This is a genomic window from Bacillus sp. GS3m_15504, from assembly GCF_055825275.1.
The window spans coordinates 1-17,034 of sequence record NZ_JBVVNL010000007.1; the positions used below are offsets into that span (position 1 = coordinate 1).

The following is a 17,034-nucleotide window of genomic DNA, read 5'->3' on the forward strand; positions in this document are numbered from 1 at the left end:
TCGATGATATTGACGGGACTACTCTTGAAGGAGCTATCTTTAAAATTGTTGATTCTAACGGACATGATGTTCGCACTGATTTAACTACTGATAAAGATGGCAAAATTTCTGTTTCTGATTTACGTCCAGGTGACTATCAGTTTATCGAAACGAAAGCTCCTACTGGATACGATTTAAACGCTAAGCCAATTCCTTTCACTATTCCGAAAGGACAATCTCAAGTTACTTCTGTGACTGCTTTAAATAGTTTAACAACAGGTTCAATGGAGTTAACTAAAGTTGATATTGATCATAACGGAACACTTGAAGGTGCCATTTTCAATATTTTAGATCAAGATGGAAAAGTAGTACGAGAAGGTTTAAAAACAGATGGGCATGGTAAATTAATCGTAAATGATTTGAAACCTGGTAATTATCAACTAGTGGAAACGAAAGCTCCTGAAGGCTATCAATTAGATGCATCACCAATAAGCTTTACTATTGAAAAAGCCCAAGCTTCACCACTACAAATTACAGTTTCAAATAAAAAGGTTGAGTCTTCATCAGGCGGGGATAATAAACCAATTACTCCTCCGAATAAAGAAGAAAAACCAGGTAAGGAAACTTCCGAAGAACTAGAAAACGGAAATCCTAAGACACAGACAAACAAACAGCAAGATGACCGAAATACAGGTAAAGAACTTCCAAATACAGGTCACAAAAATGATTCTACCCAAACAGTCGGTATCATTCTTCTATTAGCTGGATTGTTAAGTGTTTTAGCTACAAAACGAAAAAAATATTATTAATATTTTTTATACCCAATCAAGTGAACATTTGATTGGGTGTTTTTTTATACAAAAAAGAACGATATATAGCGTATCGTTCTTTTAACGGGGTGAGGCTGTCCAAAAGTACGGAAAACCTTTGAACAGCCTCGTATTTTCATATGGATGCCTTACATATATCACTGATGATAATTATGAAATGCGGAAACATATTTATCATCACATGATTCAAACATGAGAAAAGAAACCCTACAGTGGATTCTTTTCTCTACATAATCTAAAGTTTGGGTACACTAGATTCATGCAATGTAGGAGCTTTCCAAGTAGAAAGCGAACCTTCATTTAAGATGATAGCATACATATCTCCACCAAACATATGCAAATATGCATATGTTTTTTATTTCTCAATGTCAGAATATTGAAAAATTAAAAATATAAAGGTAAAATGAAGTCGTTATCCGTCTTCTTTTGTCAGTCAGAGAGAATAGAAGAATAGGAGAGGAAAAAATGAAAAAATCTTTGAAACAAAAAATAGTAAGCTCCTTGCTTGCTGTATCACTCGCTGTTAGCTTAGCTCCGATTGGACAAGCTAAAGCTGATTCTACGTCAGAAATCAAGCAGACTTCATCTATCACAAAACAAGTTGATGCAAGCCGCGCTATCGAACACATCCGTTTCTTATCCGAAACAATTGGTCCTCGACCTGGCGGGACAAAATCAGAAGAATGGGCTTCCCGCTACGTTGGTATGCAGCTTAAATCAATGGGCTACGAAGTAGAATATCAACCATTCCAAGTGCCGGATCAATACGTTGGATTTATTGAATCACCATTATCCACAAAGCGTAATTGGCAAGCTGGTGCTGCCCCTAACGCACTAATTTCTACAGAATCTGTTACAGCTCCTCTTATCTTTGTTCAAGGTGGGACAAAATTAGAGGATATCCCAAATGAAGTAAGTGGAAAAATTGTTCTATTCGAAAGAGGAACAACAGTAGCTGACTATAATAAACAAGTTGAAAATGCTGTTAACAAAGGAGCAAAAGGTGTTCTTTTATACAGTTTAATTGGTGGACGTGGAAACTACGGGCAAACTTTCAATCCCCGCCTAACGAAAAAGCAATCTATCCCTGTCTTTGGTCTTGCTTATGCGCAAGGAAATGCATTTAAAGAAGAAATCGCTAAAAAAGGAACAACAATTCTTTCCCTAAAAGCGAGACATGAATCTAATTTAACATCATTAAACGTCATCGCTAAAAAGAAACCAAAAAACAGTACAGGTAATGAAAAAGCTGTCGTTGTAAGTTCACACTACGATAGTGTCGTTGGAGCACCCGGAGCAAATGATAATGCTTCTGGTACAGGATTAGTATTAGAGTTAGCTCGCGCTTTTCAAAATGTAGAAACTGATAAAGAAATTCGTTTTATTGCTTTTGGTTCTGAAGAGACTGGCTTACTTGGCTCCGATTATTACGTTAATAGCTTATCCCAAAAAGAACGCGATCGAATTTTAGGTGTCTTTAACGCAGACATGGTCGCAACAAATTACGATAAAGCAAAGAATTTATATGCTATGACGCCTAACGGTTCTCCAAACCTTGTAACAGACGCAGCCTTACAAGCAGGTAAACAATTAAATAATGACCTCGTTCTACAAGGGAAATTTGGCTCTAGTGATCACGTACCGTTTGCTGAAGTTGGTATTCCTGCGGCTCTATTTATTTGGATGGGTGTCGATAGTTGGAATCCATTAATCTACCATATCGAAAAGGTATATCACACACCTCAAGATAACGTATTTGAGAATATTTCACCTGAACGTATGAAAATGGCAATAGAAGTAATCGGAACTGGTGTTTATAACACTCTTCAACAATCTGTTACGCAAACAGAACAGAAAGCTGCTTAATCATTTTTGAAAGACCACTGATAAAGATCAGTGGTCTTTTATTGAGAAAAAATATATATGCATAAAAGCATATTTTCTCCTCCTCATTATCGTATACAATATTAACTGTAACGACAATGATTACAACTAATAAGGAGGATTTTCTACTATGAAAAAAATGATTTTAGCTGGTGCGTTAACTTTAGCAGGAATTACTGGTGCTACCGCGTTTATTACTGAAACAAAGGTTGCTGCCGCTACTCAAGAACAAAAGTTTACAAAATTTTATTCTTTGCAAACTGGGGGTAGTTCTGAGCAAGAACCTATTTTCCTTCAAAAGGGACAAGAGTTAACAATTCAACCTAACAGCAAAACTCCTAGTTACAGTGTTTATGACTCAAATCATAATCTTATTGGACGTTATTCTGATGGTTACGGCCGAATTTTCACTGCAAAAACAGATGGAAATATGTACGTTCAATTTCATGCACCTTACGTTTACTATAGTCCTGTGAGCTTTTCTGTTACTTATACTATTCAATAGAAAAAGGCCCTTTACAGGGCCTCTTTTATTTCTCTTGCCAATTCACTTTTACAAATCCATCTTTTACTTTTAATCCACTTATATTCAATACATATTCTTCATTTGCTTTCAACGTAACTGTAAAAGTACCTTTTTTCGATTCACAGATTTCCTTTAATTCACTTATACCTTCTCCTTGTCTTTCATACAAGCTAAAGCATAAGTTCCCTCTTTTTGCATCTGTCTCATAAGAAAATGTCAATTCTGTATCCTTATCATACTGAAGTTCAATATCTTTACCGGCAATATCCCATGATGAGAATTTCGCCTCGTAACCTGTCTCCCCTTGCTTCTCATTTTCTAAATATATATCTCCTGCTCTCCACGCATCATCTAACGTTTGTGCAAAAGTAAAACCACTAAGTAATACAAACATTGTACTTGCCAATATCGCAACTAATGTTACTTTCTGTTTTTTAACAAAATTCATCTTATATTCTCCTTCAACTTTCTTTTTACTTCTTCTTACCATATATAATAAAAACCCGATAAAGAATGGCAATATAACCGCTAAAACACTCCATCCTTTACTCATTTGATGTGCTTTAGCATCTGTATATACCCATGATGCTACACATACTAAAAGTGCTATAAAAGCTAAAAACATTGTAATCCCAGCTATCTCAAATACTACAAATGGATTAGCGAACTCTATCATGTAATTTATACTCCTTCTTTAAAAACGACTGTATGACAACATATATAGGAATGTATAGGTGCATCATAATAACTATCGTTATAATGACAGATATTTTATGCTCCAAATGACTAACAAACTGCTCTAGGGTGACTGTTAATACAATCATCCAAATAGCATGAATGAAAACAACCCATCTCTTCTCTAATTTCCAAGCATTTCGCATGCCCTGCTTCGTATTATTTATTAGCTCTTCGCTTGGAATTATCTCTTCTGCTAAGCTACTCTTTATCTTCTGTTCAAATTTATCTTCCTTCATGAACGAACCCCTCCAAATGTTCTCGCATTTGCTTCTTGGCATAATTAAGACGGTATTTCACCGTACCAATTGGTATATTTAATATTTCACTCATTTCTTTGTAAGAATATTGTTCATAATAGTAGAGTACGAGCACTGTTTTATATTTTTCGTTTAATAACTGTATAACTTCTCGTATCATTTCTGCTTCGACTTTTTGAATGAATTCTTCTGATATATTCACATCATCTGCAAGCTCTATTTCTCCACCATCTTCTTTATGAAATAAATCCAATACACGATCTTTCCACCTTTTCTTTTTGCGATAAAAATCATAAAATGTACGAACACAAATCGTAGTAATCCACTTTTTATAATTCTCCACGTAAGAAAGTTGGTGCCGCGATGAAAAAACTTTTATCCACGTCTCTTGAAAAATATCTTCCGCGTCTTCTTTCGTCTTCGCTAACTTATAGCATAAGGAATATATTTGCTGCTTATATATATCAATTAATTCTTCTACCTTTTCTTCCATCTGAAACCTCCTGTCATTTATATAAGACGACGCAAATTCTCCTTTTGTTTGATAAAATTTTATTTTTTTATTATTTCCATACAAAAAGGCAATCACAACATCGTGTGATTGCCTTTTACTGAAAGCGAAAAGCCGCTTCCGCTTTTCTTTATGTCCAGCTCTGCCTCCTAGCCCCTCCTGTCTAAGAACCTTCCCCACGAGAAGATAAAATACATCTTCTGTGGGAAAGAACCTTAGCCTTCGGGACTAAACAGTCGGCTCCGCTTTTCTTAATTACATTTTTTCTGGTGCAGATACTCCTACGATTGCTAATGCGTTTTGAAGCGTAGTGCGTACTGCTTTCATTAACTCGTAGCGAGCTTTACTTAATTCTAAGTTATCTTGGTTTAATACTTTTTCTGCATTGTAGAAGCTGTGTAATGTTGCAGCTAATTCAAATGCATAATTTGTAATGCGGTGTGGCAGACGTTTTTGTGCTGCATCCGCAACTACTGCTGGGAATTCACCAAGTTTTTTCAGTAATTCTACTTCTTTCTCAGAAGTAACAAGTTTGTAGTTCACGTCTCCGCCTGTAGCTAATCCTAATTCTTCACCTTGACGAAGGATACTGCATACGCGAGCGTGAGCGTATTGTGCATAGTATACTGGGTTTTCATTAGATTTTGATACAGCTAAGTCCATATCGAAATCTAAATGAGAATCGCCACTACGCATTGCGAAGAAGTAACGCATTGCGTCCACGCCTACTTCTTCCATAAGCTCACGAAGTGTAACTGCTTTACCTGTACGTTTACTCATCTTCATTTTTTCACCGTTTTGGTATAGTTGTACCATTTGGATGATTTCTACTTCAAGTGTTTCTTTATCGTAACCTAGTGCTTGAATAGCAGCTTTCATACGAGGAATGTAACCGTGGTGGTCAGCACCCCAAATGTTGATTAACTTATCGAAACCACGCTCTAATTTATCACGGTGATATGCGATATCTGGCGTTAAGTATGTGTAAGAACCGTCGTTTTTAATTAATACACGGTTTTTGTCATCGCCGTAAGTCATTGAACGGAACCAAGTTGCACCGTCTTCTTCAAAGATTTCATCGCGCTCTTTTAATACAGCAAGAGCTTGATCGATTTTTCCGTTTTTGTATAATGATGTTTCTGAGAACCATACATCAAATTTAACACGGAAGCTTTCTAAGTCTTTTTGAAGCTTTGCTAACTCATATTTTAAACCGTACTCACGGTAGAATTCATAGCTTTCTTTTTCATCAGCTTTCGCATAACGATCGCCAAACTCTTCTGCTAAACGTTTACCGATTCCAATGATGTCCGCACCATGGTATCCGTCTTCTGGCATTTCTTTCTCTAAGCCTAAAGCTTGCATGTAACGAGCTTCAACAGAAAGAGCTAAGTTATGAATTTGGTTACCAGCGTCATTAATGTAGTACTCACGAGATACATCGTATCCTGCTTTTGCTAATAGATTACATAAAGTGTCACCTACTGCAGCACCACGTGCATGTCCTAAGTGAAGGTCACCTGTTGGATTCGCAGATACGAACTCAACTTGTACTTTTTCACCTTTACCAGTATTCGTTTCACCATAAGCTTCACCAGCATTAACGATTGTTGGGATTAAGTCTGTTAAGTAGCTATTATCCATGTAGAAGTTAATGAAACCAGGACCTGCGATTTCAATCTTTTCAATAGAAGCTTTTGCTTTATCGAAGTTTGCAACTAATTCTTCTGCAATCATACGAGGTGCTTTTTTCGCAACGCGTGCAAGTTGCATTGCCATATTTGTAGAGAAGTCACCATTTGTTTTATCTTTTGGAGATTCTAATACTACGTTTGGAATCTGTTCTTCTGTCGCTAATTCTGCCTTTAGTACAGCAGCTTGAATTTCTTCTTTAATTAATCCTTTTACTTGTTCTAAAGAATTCATTATTTTGCCTCCTTCAAATTAATTGTAATTGTATATCTGCCAGCTTCTTGTTCACTTAGAAGCAACGCGTACGTTAAGAAGAGTTGTCCTTTTTTCTTTTCATCCGACCATTTAAAAAGAACGTTATCAGTTTTCGTTTGCAATGCAAACGTACCAAGTTCACTCGTATACGTACCAGTTGTCCATTCACCTTTCACATGCGTCTGACGCATTGAAACAGCACCTGAACGCATAATGAGAACTTGTTCATCTTGAATTTTAATAATTGTTTTCACTTCGCCTTGTTCGTTCGGCTCTTGGAATGTTACATATGTACCTTGACCTTTTACATAGTATTGACCATTTGCTTCAAAAGCAACGGTTTCCTTCCTCGCCCCTTCACGGATTTCTGTTACGAAATGAACGTGTACTGGCAAGCCTGCAAGTTGTTTCTCCACGTCTTGCACACCTTTCAAATGTTATAGATATTAAATACTACTTATAATAAATCACTTTTCCTATCATATCAAAAAAAGACGCTGTCTGTCTGCTGAAAAATCAGGAAAACTCCATTTCAAAAAATAATTCACTTTCACTTTATTTCATATGATAAAATATTTTTTAAGTCTAAATATTCTTTCATTTAAAGAGGTGAAATAGATGCTACCAACAAAATTAAAAAAGGGTGATGAAATTAGAGTTATTTCACCATCCTGTAGTTTAAGTATTGTCTCAACTGAAAACAGGAGGCTTGCTGTAAAAAGATTAACTGAACTCGGCTTTCACGTTACATTCTCAACACATGCTGAAGAAATAGATAGATTCGCTTCCTCTTCTATTTCTTCACGCGTTCAAGACCTCCACGAAGCATTTAGAGATCCAAATGTAAAAGCCATTTTGACGACACTTGGCGGATACAATTCTAATGGTTTATTAAAATATCTCGATTACGATTTAATTCGTGAAAATCCGAAATTTTTCTGTGGTTATTCAGATATTACTGCTTTAAATAATGCAATTTACACTAAAACAGGACTTGTTACATATTCAGGCCCCCATTTCTCTTCATTTGGAATGGAGAAAGGGCTCGAGTATACAACCGATTACTTTTTACAATGCTTAACTTCTAATAAGCCTATTGAAGTCCTGCCATCTGAAACATGGAGCGATGATTCTTGGTATATAGATCAAGAAAATCGAAAATTTATTAAAAATGAAGGATACGTTTCGATTCATGAAGGAGAAGCTACGGGAGATATTATCGGTGGTAATATGAGCACATTGAACTTACTGCAAGGTACATCATATATGCCAAACTTAAAGGATAAAATTTTATTTCTTGAAGAAGATAGTTTAACTGGAACATCTACTCTTAAAACTTTTGATCGCTATTTACACTCTCTTATGCAGCAACCAGATTTTAAACATGTAAAAGGCATCGTTATAGGAAAGATGCAAAAAGGCGCAGAATGTACGATAGAAGACATTCAAGAAATGATTGCTTCAAAGCCTGAACTGGCACATATCCCTATCATTGCAAACGCAAGTTTTGGGCATACAACACCGATTTTCACTTTCCCAATTGGCGGACGTGCAACAATCATTTCTAGTAAAGAAAAGACATCTATCACTATTTTAACGCACTAAAAAAGGAGCGAATGAGTCGCTCCTTTTATCGCTTTTCTATTTTTTCCAACGCTTTTTGCGGAATTGATTCTTTCGGGATTTCAGCCCATCCTTTTCCTTGCATACCTTTTGCATAAATTTTTATAAAAGCACCCGTATGCAATTCACGGTTCATCATTCTTTTCACAACTTGTAACTTTCCGTCTTCTGTATATCCTTTAAATGTATACAAATACTCTCCGTCTTTTTTCTCACCTTTATCTATAACCGCATAATAATCTTGTATTTCTTTATTTGAAAAGAAGTTGTCTACAAAAGCATGTACACCTTCTGTTTTTGTGTTCAAATAATACGCTGTTCCACCTAGAATAATGGCGAATACAACTAAAACTTTAATTACCAATTTCATATATGAGCCTCCTGTTTGCACTTCTTTTTCCCTAGTCATATATCTGTACTTGTATTATACGAAAAATGACATACTATACTCTATCTAAACACCTTACACTTTCCTTACATTATTGTAAGGCATCTTCACCTTATGGCAATTTCCCAATAAAAAATTTTTCCGTTTCATGAACTTTTATATTATTATTGAATGATACAAATTTTTATTACAAAAATCAAAGGAGACAGTTTTCAAATGGCTATCTTGCAAGGTTTAGCACTATTACTTGTTGTACTTTGTCTATTTACACTTTTTAGTTACCGTGCTCCTTACGGCATGAAAGCAATGGGTGCTTTAGCTAATGCAGCAATCGCAAGTTTTCTTATTGAAGCATTTCACCGTTATATCGGTGGAGAAATGTTTCATAATAAATTTTTACAATCAGTAGGAGAAGCTTCTGGTAGTATGAGCGGTGTGGCAGCGGCAATTTTAGTCGCACTAGCAATCGGTGTTTCACCCGTATATGCTGTTTTAATTGGTATCGCTACTAGTGGATTCGGTATTTTACCAGGATTTTTCGCTGGATACGTTTGCGCTTTCGTCGTGAAATTTCTTGAAAAGAAATTACCAGCTGGTGTAGAGTTTTTAGCAATTTTATTTATTGCTGCACCAATCTCACGCGGAATGGCAATGCTTATGGATCCGCTCGTAAACGCAACGCTCGGTAAAATCGGTTCTATGATTTCAGTTGCAACTACAGAAAGTCCTATCATTATGGGCATTATGCTCGGGGGATTAATCACAGTTATTTCTACCTCTCCACTGAGTTCTATGGCACTAACTGCAATGCTCGGATTAACAGGTTTACCAATGGCAATTGGTAGTCTTGCCGTAGCAGCCTCAGCTCCAATGAACTTTATTTTCTTTAAGCGACTAAAAATTTGCTCAAAGAAAGACACAATCGCTGTAGCAATCGAGCCTTTAACACAAGCCGATGTTGTTTCAGCAAATCCAATTCCAATTTATGCAACAAACTTCGTTGGCGGTGCACTTGCTGGTATTATTACATCTCTGTTCCAGCTCGTTAATAATGCACCAGGAACAGCATCACCAATCCCAGGACTTCTTGTCTTATTCGGATTTAATGACGTTGTAAAAGTAACGATTGCCGCTGTATTATGTGGAATCGTTACCACGATTGTTGGGTACATCGGATCAATCTTGTTCCGTAAATACCCAATTCGTTCTGCTGATGAAATTCGCGGCATTTCTTCGGAAGAGAAGGTTGCATAAGAAAAAGAGCTATTCTCATCGTTTGAGAATAGCTCTTTTTTGTGTGTTACGTGACAGTCAATAAAATTATATCAGCGGTTTTTCAATTATATCGGCGCAACTCGAATTATATGAGCGATTTTTTTAATATATCAGCGTAACTCGAATTATATCGGCGATTTTTTTAATATATCGACTTACCGACACATAACGACAAAATAAGAGCCCCCTAATCATATAGGGGCTCTTATTTTATCTAGCTACAGCGGCTAGAATGATCGGTGGCTTCGCTTCTTCCTTCGAGGCAAAAAACGCCTCTATGTCTGAAGCTCCATCCCCCTCACATTCTGGGCGAGCCGATTCCGCTTTTACTTTACCCAACCGAGCAGCATTTCCCGCACGAATTTGCTTGCTGCGACTGGTGTTTGATCACTATGGTCGTAGACAGGAGCTACCTCTACTAAGTCTGCTCCAACTACATTTATATTTGAATTTGCAATTGCTACGATGGAATCTAATAATTCTTTAGATGTGATACCGCCAGCTTCTAACGTTCCTGTTCCTGGAGCGTGAGCTGGGTCTAATACATCAATGTCGATTGTGACATAGACTGGGCGTCCTGCAAGTTTCGGCAATACTTCTTTTAACGGTTCTAATACGTCAAATTTGTATAAGTTCATACCTACTTCTTTCGCCCATTCAAATTCTTCCTTCATTCCAGAACGAATTCCGAAAGAATATACGTTTTCCGGACCAATTAAATCACACACTTTACGAATAGGTGTAGAGTGGGATAAAGGCTCCCCTTCATACGATTCACGTAAATCAGTATGAGCATCCATATGGATGATTGCTAAATCCGGATATTTTTTTGCCATTGCCTTAAAAATTGGCCAAGACACTAGGTGCTCACCGCCGAGACCTAGTGGAAACTTACCGGCATCTAAAAGTTTTGATACATATTCTTCAATCATGTCTAAGCTGCGTTGTGCATTTCCGAATGGTAATGGGATATCACCCGCATCAAAATATTTTACCTCTTCTAGTTCACGATCTAAATACGGACTATATTCTTCAAGACCAATTGATACTTCACGAATACGTGCAGGGCCAAAGCGAGATCCTGGACGGTAACTTACTGTCCAATCCATAGGCATCCCGTAAATAACTACCTCTGACTCTTCAAAACTTGGATGACTTTTAATAAATACTTTACCTGAATAAGCTTCATCAAAACGCATATTCTTTTCCTCCTTATGTGGAACTTAAGGTATCCCAACCTTTCATTATTTCTCAAATTTGGAGCGAGTTGCTCCTCTTTCTCGATTTACCAGGTCTTCTGTTTCATAAAAAGAAGACAATTTTCTTTACAGAAGTGTAAATAGCTAGCATGTTCAAGTCTTCTGGACAAACACCTTAAATGAGCTACTTACACTTTATTTGTTCCGTGCGATTCTCTTACTTAATTAGATCGCCAACAAATTTCGGTAATGCGAATGCTGCATTGTGTAATTCTTTTGTGTAGTATTTCGTTTCGATTTCGTGGAAACGCTCTTCACTTACTTCTAATGGATCATGTTTTTTAGATCCAATTGTGAACGTCCAAAGACCACTTGGGTAAGTTGGAATGTTCGCTGTGTATAAACGAGTAATTGGGAAGATCTCTTTTACGTCTTTAAACACAGTTGTAATTAATTCTGGTGTAAACCAAGGGTTGTCCGTTTGTGCAACGAAAATACCATCTTCTTTTAACGCCTTTGAAATTCCAGCGTAGAAGCCTTTTGTAAATAGGTTTACTGCTGGTCCTACTGGCTCAGTAGAATCTACCATAATTACGTCATATTCATTTTCGCTTTCTGCGATATGTAGGAAACCGTCTCCTACTTTCACTTCTACACGCTCATTATCTAATGCACCTGCAATTGATGGTAAGTATTGTTTAGAGTACTCAATTACTTTTCCATCGATTTCAACAAGAGTTGCTTTCTTTACGCTTGGGTGTTTTAACACTTCACGAATAACACCGCCATCACCGCCACCAACAACTAATACGTTTTCAGGGTTTGGATGTGTAAATAAAGGTACGTGCGCTACCATTTCATGGTACACGAACTCATCTTTTTCTGTCGTCATAACCATGCCATCTAAAATAAGCATGTTTCCGAACTCTTCCGTTTCAACCATATCAAGTTTTTGGAATTCTGTTTGCTCCGTATGTAATGTGCGGTTAATACGCGCCGTAATCCCAAAATGTTTTGTTTGTTTTTCAGTGAACCATAGTTCCATCGTACAATCACGCCTTTCAATGCAAATTTATAATAGGGACATCATTAATGTCCCCTAACAAAAATAAAACAAAACATACAAAATGTATAGTTAAAAGTACAAAAATACCGAAAATATATTTTAGTCAGAGCGTTCTAACATATGTGCAGAAAGGATTTGCACCGTAAAAGGAAAGAAAACCCTTTCTTAAGAAAGGGCTTTTGTCTCTATTTCTACTGGTTTACGAATTGGAATTAGGATCATAATACAACCAACTAACACCACAATTCCGCCTACTAAAAACGGACTTTGTGGTGAAACAGTATGACCGATAATTCCTGATAAAATCGGAGCAATTGCGCCCCCTAACCAACGAACGAAGTTATAAACACCTGACGTAACAGATCTTTCATAAGGTGAAATATCCATTACATAACTTGTAAATAATGCATTATTTAATCCAGATGCTAATCCTGATAGAACAATTAATACAATTTGTAACCACATAACTTTCACAAAGAATAATGCAATTAAGAAAATCGCAAATACGAGTAAACTGGCTTTCAATAATGCTTTCGGCTCATATTTCCCTTCTAGCTTATGTGCTAAAATTGCAGAACCGTAAGCTAACGCAAGTCCCCACCCACAAAATACAAATCCTAATTGAATAGCAGATAAATGCATAATAAGTGGTGAGTATGCTAACACAACGAAAAATCCGTAGTAGTATAACATTCCTGAAATCGCACCTTGCATAAACGGTTTATATTTCACCAGGTTAAGTAATTCTCCTACGCCTGCCGCTTTACGCTTCACTTTTCGCTCTGGTTCTTTCACAAAAAAGAAAACTAAAATAAATGCTAAGAAAATTAAAATACTCGTTGCGAAAAATGGATACCGCCAAGAATGTCCACCTAATATCCCGCCTAATAACGGTCCGCCCGCCATACCTAAGCCGATAGCTGCTTCATATAATCCTACTGCTTCATGAACTTCCTTACTTAATGCAATCAATAAAGTCATCGCCGTTGCGAAGAACATCGCATTTCCTAATCCCCATCCAGCACGGAAAAGAGATAATTGAGCAATCGTTTGCGATATACCGCATATAAACGCAAATATAGTTACGATTGCAAGACCGATTGTCATCATTCGTTTATCACCAAATCTTGATGCAAATATACCGGCTGGTAACATCATAATTGCCATCGTTAAAATATATGCTGTAAATAACATCTCTACTTGCCAATGCGATGCACCAATCTTTTCAGCAATAATCGGCAAAATTGGGTCGACTACTCCTATACCTGAAAAGGCAAGGAAAGTAGCCAACACTGTAATCAATCTCCCTAGTTTTTGTTTGCTCTCCATTTTGATTACTCTCCTTTTGTATTCTCTAAAAATGTCACTGCACGATGTAAGCTATCCTCAAGTTCGGCCTTCACACGCTGCATTTGCTCCATTTTCTCGTCTAGCGTTTGCACTTGTTTTTCAAGCATCTCTTTAATTTCTTGAATCACTTCACGATCACGAGGATTCTCGCTATTTCTTCTCTGTTCCATTCTTTCTTTTAACGATAAGAAATGCTGCATTTCTTGTAGCGTAATTCCTAGTACTTCTTTCGCTTCTACAATCCTTTTAATTCTTGCGATATCTTCATCTGTATATAGGCGAATGTTCCCCTCACTACGTTCTGGGGGATGAATTAAACCAATTTCCTCATAATAACGAAGTGTACGTTTTGTTAAACCAACTTGCTTTGTAACTTCATCAATCTTATACATGTTTATTCCTCCCTTCTTCAATTATTACATTTTACGTTAACGTTAACTTTTGTGCAACTGTTAGACTTTTGTAAATGTTTGTCATATTAAATTGTATTTTTTCAAAAGCAGTTTCATAATGAAAGAAAAGAAATGATAAGGAGAATTTCACATGAGTAAACCACTTATTTTCGCTCACCGCGGCGTAAAAGGAACACATCCCGAAAATACGATGATCGCCTTCCAAGAAGCTGAACGCATTGGTGCCCATGGAATTGAGCTTGATGTCCACCTATCAAAAGATGGTGAACTTGTCGTAATTCACGATGAAACAGTCGATCGTACAACAAATGGCATAGGACTTGTTTCTGAAAAAACAGTAGAGGAGTTACAAGCTTTAGATGCTGGTAGTCATAAAGACGCTTCTTTCCATGAAGCAAAAATTCCGACGTTACGAGAAGTATTTATTTGGCTATCTACAACAAACTTACAACTCAATATTGAATTAAAAACCGACGTGATTCACTATCCAAATATTGAAGAAAAAGCTGTTGCTCTCGTTCGAGAATACCATCTGTCGAATCAAATTGTATTCTCCTCATTTAACCATGAATCTGTTTCATTATTAGCAGAAATAGCTCCTGAAATCCCAAGAGCTATTTTATATGACACACCTCTTGCTGATCCTATCGCTGAAGCAAAAACTAGAGAAGCAACTGGTTTACATCCAAACTTTCAACTACTAACAAAGGAATTTGTTCAACTCGCGCAAAAACAAGGGTACGTTTTCCGCCCTTATACCATTAACGAATACAAAGATTTACAAACTATGTTGGATTATGGCGTAGATGTCATTATTACCGATTGGCCAGCACGTGCCTTTGAGCTCCTTTCTTAATTGAAGGAGCTTTTTGTTTTCAAAATTTCATTGTTTAAAATAACCGAAAACCCTCAATACTAATACAATAATGTTTGTATGAATGAGGGGCTGAAAAAGATGGATCAAACTATGAATCCGAAACTTAAAAAATATAAACGTCTTTTCTTCACCGTAATGTTTTCTTCTGTTCTTTTTTTCGTTTTCTCCTTTTTTGTTATTATTATAGTTGCAAAAATTATGGGACCTCCTCCTGTTGCTGTCCCGCAAACAAGTGTCTTTTACGCTAATGATGACACTGTTATAGGACAAAGTAATCAGGTACAAAAACGCTACAATGTATCTCTCAATGAAATTTCTCCTTATGTAAAAGAGGCAACACTATCTATCGAAGATCAACGATTCTACAAACATCATGGCTTTGATATGAAGCGTATTGCTGGTGCCATTGTTGCCGATTTAAAAGCGATGGCAAAAGTCCAAGGTGCTAGTACGATTACACAACAATACGCACGTAATCTGTATTTAGATCATGATAAAACGTGGAAACGTAAACTATTAGAAGCAATGTACACAATCCGCCTTGAAGTAAACTATAATAAAAATCATATTTTAGAAGGATATTTAAATACAATTTATTACGGGCATGGTGCTTACGGAATCGAAGCTGCGTCTCGTCTATATTTCGATAAAACAGCAAAAGAATTAACATTAGCGGAGGCTAGTATGCTCGCAGGTATCCCGAAAGGACCTAGTGTCTATTCTCCCTTTTTAAAAGAAGATCGTGCGAAAGGACGACAATCTCTCATATTAGATGAAATGGTAGAACAAGGTTATATTACGAAGAAACAAGCAGCTTCAGCGAAGAAGGAGCCACTAACTTTCGCCTCATTAGATACGAAAAAGGTGGCAGAGGTTGCACCTTATTTCCAAGATGCTGTACAAGCTTCTCTTCTTCGTGATGTCGGATTAGATGAGCAAGCGTTACAAAAAGGTGGCTTGCGTATTTATACAACACTAGACCCGAAATTACAATCGGTTGCAGAGCAAGCTGTAAAAGACCACATACCTGACACAACAAACATACAAACTGCTCTTGTCTCTATGAATCCAAAAACAGGTGAAGTAGCTGCCCTTGTTGGTGGAACTGATTATAATACGAGTCAATTTAACAGGGCTACACAGGCCGCTCGCCAGCCTGGTTCTACGTTTAAGCCATTCCTATATTACGCGGCATTAGAACGAGGATTCACCCCTGCTACGCGCTTAAAAAGCGAATACACTGTTTTCACTTTAGGTGATGGTGTTTCAAAGTATAAACCGAAAAACTATAAGGACTATTATGCAGACGATTTTGTAACAATGGCGCAAGCTCTTGCAGTCTCTGATAACGTATACGCCGTGAAGACCAATTTATTTTTAGGCGAAGACATTCTTACAAAAACAGCGAAGCAATTCGGAATTAAGAGTGCATTAAAAGATGTACCGTCTCTTGCTCTCGGCACATCTCCTGTAAAACCAATTGAAATGGTTAACGCTTATAGCATGTTCGCAAACGGTGGAAAAGAAGTAAAACCTACTTTCATTCGCCGCATTATGGATCATGAAGGCAATATATTATACGATGCTCATTTAGAGAGTAAACAAGTTCTTGATAAGAACAAAGCGTTTGTAATGGAAGAAATGATGACAGGCATGTTTAATAAAAAACTAAGTAGTTATGCCGCTGTAACTGGTCAATCGATGTTATCTAAACTATCCAGAACCTATGCCGGAAAATCTGGTTCTACTGAAACAGATAGTTGGATGATTGGGTTTACCCCGCAAATCGTAACGGGTGTATGGGTTGGATATGATCAACCAAAATCAATTTCAAACGTAGCAGAACAAGGATATGCGAAAAGAATATGGACCGATACGATGGAGAAAGGCTTAGATGGACAACCTAAAAAAGAATTTAAACGGCCAAGTGACGTCGTTGCAGTCGATATTAACCCTGAAAACGGGAAAATCGCTACAAAAAATTGTCCAATTTCAGTGAAAATGTATTTTGCTAAAGGTACCGAGCCTACAGAATATTGTATGGATCATGTCGATGATAAAGAAGAATTTGAAAAGACAAGTGAAGAAAAGAAAAAAACAAGTTGGTGGAAAAAATATCTTCCTTGGTGAAACACGAGGCTATTCCAATAAAATGTGGAATAGCCTTTATT

The 17,034-nt window shown here is 36.9% G+C and carries 17 protein-coding genes; 7 read left to right on the plus strand and 10 right to left on the minus strand.

Annotated elements, in window-relative coordinates:
- The 3 genes from AC0L0O_RS27120 to AC0L0O_RS27130 form a co-directional block, all read left to right on the plus strand.
- Positions 1-788: MSCRAMM family protein (locus AC0L0O_RS27120; RefSeq protein ID WP_473786205.1), on the plus strand; the 788-nt coding region annotated here is incomplete at its 5' end.
- 486 nt (positions 789-1,274) lie between these two features.
- Complete coding sequence (locus AC0L0O_RS27125; protein WP_473786206.1) at positions 1,275-2,675, plus strand: M28 family metallopeptidase; 1,401 nt, start codon at positions 1,275-1,277, stop codon at positions 2,673-2,675.
- A 148-nt stretch (positions 2,676-2,823) separates the two neighbouring features.
- A complete protein-coding gene (locus AC0L0O_RS27130) occupies positions 2,824-3,198 on the plus strand; it encodes a hypothetical protein (protein WP_000738228.1) in 375 nt (124 codons plus the stop codon).
- 25 nt (positions 3,199-3,223) lie between these two features.
- Here AC0L0O_RS27130 and AC0L0O_RS27135 read toward each other — a convergent pair whose 3' ends face one another.
- The 5 genes from AC0L0O_RS27135 to AC0L0O_RS27155 form a co-directional block, all read right to left on the minus strand.
- Positions 3,224-3,895 carry an anti-sigma factor gene (locus AC0L0O_RS27135; RefSeq protein WP_473786207.1) on the minus strand — a complete coding sequence of 224 codons (672 nt, stop codon included), beginning with the start codon at positions 3,893-3,895 and terminating at the stop codon, positions 3,224-3,226.
- The gene (locus tag AC0L0O_RS27140; protein ID WP_473786208.1) at positions 3,879-4,193 is read right to left on the minus strand and encodes an anti-sigma factor; all 315 of its coding nucleotides are present in this window, start codon (positions 4,191-4,193) and stop codon (positions 3,879-3,881) included. The genes AC0L0O_RS27135 and AC0L0O_RS27140 overlap by 17 nt, the downstream gene beginning before the upstream one ends.
- Positions 4,180-4,707, minus strand: coding sequence for an RNA polymerase sigma factor (locus tag AC0L0O_RS27145; RefSeq protein WP_000391656.1), 528 nt, complete (start codon positions 4,705-4,707; stop codon positions 4,180-4,182). The genes AC0L0O_RS27140 and AC0L0O_RS27145 overlap by 14 nt, the downstream gene beginning before the upstream one ends.
- 273 nt (positions 4,708-4,980) lie before the next feature.
- A complete protein-coding gene (gene argS / locus AC0L0O_RS27150; RefSeq protein ID WP_001086456.1) occupies positions 4,981-6,651 on the minus strand; it encodes an arginine--tRNA ligase in 1,671 nt (556 codons plus the stop codon).
- Positions 6,651-7,088 carry a YwiB family protein gene (locus AC0L0O_RS27155; RefSeq protein ID WP_000414867.1) on the minus strand — a complete coding sequence of 146 codons (438 nt, stop codon included), beginning with the start codon at positions 7,086-7,088 and terminating at the stop codon, positions 6,651-6,653. The genes argS and AC0L0O_RS27155 overlap by 1 nt, the downstream gene beginning before the upstream one ends.
- Before the next feature lie 202 nt (positions 7,089-7,290).
- On the opposite strand from AC0L0O_RS27155, the gene AC0L0O_RS27160 reads away from it, so the two are divergent.
- Positions 7,291-8,277, plus strand: coding sequence for a S66 family peptidase (locus tag AC0L0O_RS27160; protein WP_134188592.1), 987 nt, complete (start codon positions 7,291-7,293; stop codon positions 8,275-8,277).
- A gap of 25 nt (positions 8,278-8,302) precedes the next feature.
- Here AC0L0O_RS27160 and AC0L0O_RS27165 read toward each other — a convergent pair whose 3' ends face one another.
- The gene (locus AC0L0O_RS27165) at positions 8,303-8,665 is read right to left on the minus strand and encodes a YxeA family protein (RefSeq protein WP_000779939.1); all 363 of its coding nucleotides are present in this window, start codon (positions 8,663-8,665) and stop codon (positions 8,303-8,305) included.
- A 234-nt stretch (positions 8,666-8,899) separates the two neighbouring features.
- On the opposite strand from AC0L0O_RS27165, the gene AC0L0O_RS27170 reads away from it, so the two are divergent.
- Positions 8,900-9,937, plus strand: coding sequence for a PTS sugar transporter subunit IIC (locus AC0L0O_RS27170; RefSeq protein WP_000996339.1), 1,038 nt, complete (start codon positions 8,900-8,902; stop codon positions 9,935-9,937).
- A 347-nt stretch (positions 9,938-10,284) separates the two neighbouring features.
- Here the strand turns inward: AC0L0O_RS27170 and speB are convergent, their stop codons facing one another.
- From speB to AC0L0O_RS27190, 4 genes are all read right to left on the minus strand, one after another.
- Positions 10,285-11,157: an agmatinase gene (gene speB, locus AC0L0O_RS27175; protein ID WP_001209825.1), complete on the minus strand. Its 873-nt coding sequence runs from the start codon at positions 11,155-11,157 to the stop codon at positions 10,285-10,287.
- 217 nt (positions 11,158-11,374) lie between these two features.
- On the minus strand, positions 11,375-12,202 hold the full coding sequence (gene speE, locus AC0L0O_RS27180) for a polyamine aminopropyltransferase (protein WP_000424696.1): 828 nt from the start codon (positions 12,200-12,202) through the stop codon (positions 11,375-11,377).
- Positions 12,203-12,388: 186 nt separating this feature from the next.
- A complete protein-coding gene (locus AC0L0O_RS27185) occupies positions 12,389-13,552 on the minus strand; it encodes an MFS transporter (protein ID WP_000444216.1) in 1,164 nt (387 codons plus the stop codon).
- A 5-nt stretch (positions 13,553-13,557) separates the two neighbouring features.
- Positions 13,558-13,965, minus strand: coding sequence for a MerR family transcriptional regulator (locus tag AC0L0O_RS27190; protein ID WP_000276566.1), 408 nt, complete (start codon positions 13,963-13,965; stop codon positions 13,558-13,560).
- A gap of 151 nt (positions 13,966-14,116) precedes the next feature.
- Here AC0L0O_RS27190 and AC0L0O_RS27195 point away from each other — a divergent pair, with 151 nt between their 5' ends.
- Together AC0L0O_RS27195 and AC0L0O_RS27200 are read left to right on the plus strand one after the other, a co-directional pair.
- The gene (locus AC0L0O_RS27195) at positions 14,117-14,842 is read left to right on the plus strand and encodes a glycerophosphodiester phosphodiesterase (RefSeq protein ID WP_000042769.1); all 726 of its coding nucleotides are present in this window, start codon (positions 14,117-14,119) and stop codon (positions 14,840-14,842) included.
- Positions 14,843-14,941: 99 nt separating this feature from the next.
- Positions 14,942-16,993, plus strand: a complete 2,052-nt coding sequence (locus tag AC0L0O_RS27200) for a transglycosylase domain-containing protein (protein WP_070172566.1) — start codon at positions 14,942-14,944, stop codon at positions 16,991-16,993.
- Positions 16,994-17,034: the final 41 nt, after the last annotated feature.

What these genes read in the sequence shown, in the direction of transcription:
- AC0L0O_RS27165 (WP_000779939.1), bottom strand. Translation starts at nt 8,665, where the DNA reads ATGAAATTGGTAATTAAAGTTTTAGTTGTATTCGCCATTATTCTAGGT.
- AC0L0O_RS27135 (WP_473786207.1), bottom strand. Translation starts at nt 3,895, where the DNA reads ATGATAGAGTTCGCTAATCCATTTGTAGTATTTGAGATAGCTGGGATT.
- AC0L0O_RS27195 (WP_000042769.1), top strand. Translation starts at nt 14,117, where the DNA reads ATGAGTAAACCACTTATTTTCGCTCACCGCGGCGTAAAAGGAACACAT.
- speB (WP_001209825.1), bottom strand. Translation starts at nt 11,157, where the DNA reads ATGCGTTTTGATGAAGCTTATTCAGGTAAAGTATTTATTAAAAGTCAT.
- AC0L0O_RS27130 (WP_000738228.1), top strand. Translation starts at nt 2,824, where the DNA reads ATGAAAAAAATGATTTTAGCTGGTGCGTTAACTTTAGCAGGAATTACT.
- AC0L0O_RS27185 (WP_000444216.1), bottom strand. Translation starts at nt 13,552, where the DNA reads ATGGAGAGCAAACAAAAACTAGGGAGATTGATTACAGTGTTGGCTACT.
- argS (WP_001086456.1), bottom strand. Translation starts at nt 6,651, where the DNA reads ATGAATTCTTTAGAACAAGTAAAAGGATTAATTAAAGAAGAAATTCAA.
- AC0L0O_RS27125 (WP_473786206.1), top strand. Translation starts at nt 1,275, where the DNA reads ATGAAAAAATCTTTGAAACAAAAAATAGTAAGCTCCTTGCTTGCTGTA.
- AC0L0O_RS27200 (WP_070172566.1), top strand. Translation starts at nt 14,942, where the DNA reads ATGGATCAAACTATGAATCCGAAACTTAAAAAATATAAACGTCTTTTC.
- AC0L0O_RS27140 (WP_473786208.1), bottom strand. Translation starts at nt 4,193, where the DNA reads ATGAAGGAAGATAAATTTGAACAGAAGATAAAGAGTAGCTTAGCAGAA.
- AC0L0O_RS27190 (WP_000276566.1), bottom strand. Translation starts at nt 13,965, where the DNA reads ATGTATAAGATTGATGAAGTTACAAAGCAAGTTGGTTTAACAAAACGT.
- AC0L0O_RS27145 (WP_000391656.1), bottom strand. Translation starts at nt 4,707, where the DNA reads ATGGAAGAAAAGGTAGAAGAATTAATTGATATATATAAGCAGCAAATA.
- speE (WP_000424696.1), bottom strand. Translation starts at nt 12,202, where the DNA reads ATGGAACTATGGTTCACTGAAAAACAAACAAAACATTTTGGGATTACG.
- AC0L0O_RS27170 (WP_000996339.1), top strand. Translation starts at nt 8,900, where the DNA reads ATGGCTATCTTGCAAGGTTTAGCACTATTACTTGTTGTACTTTGTCTA.
- AC0L0O_RS27160 (WP_134188592.1), top strand. Translation starts at nt 7,291, where the DNA reads ATGCTACCAACAAAATTAAAAAAGGGTGATGAAATTAGAGTTATTTCA.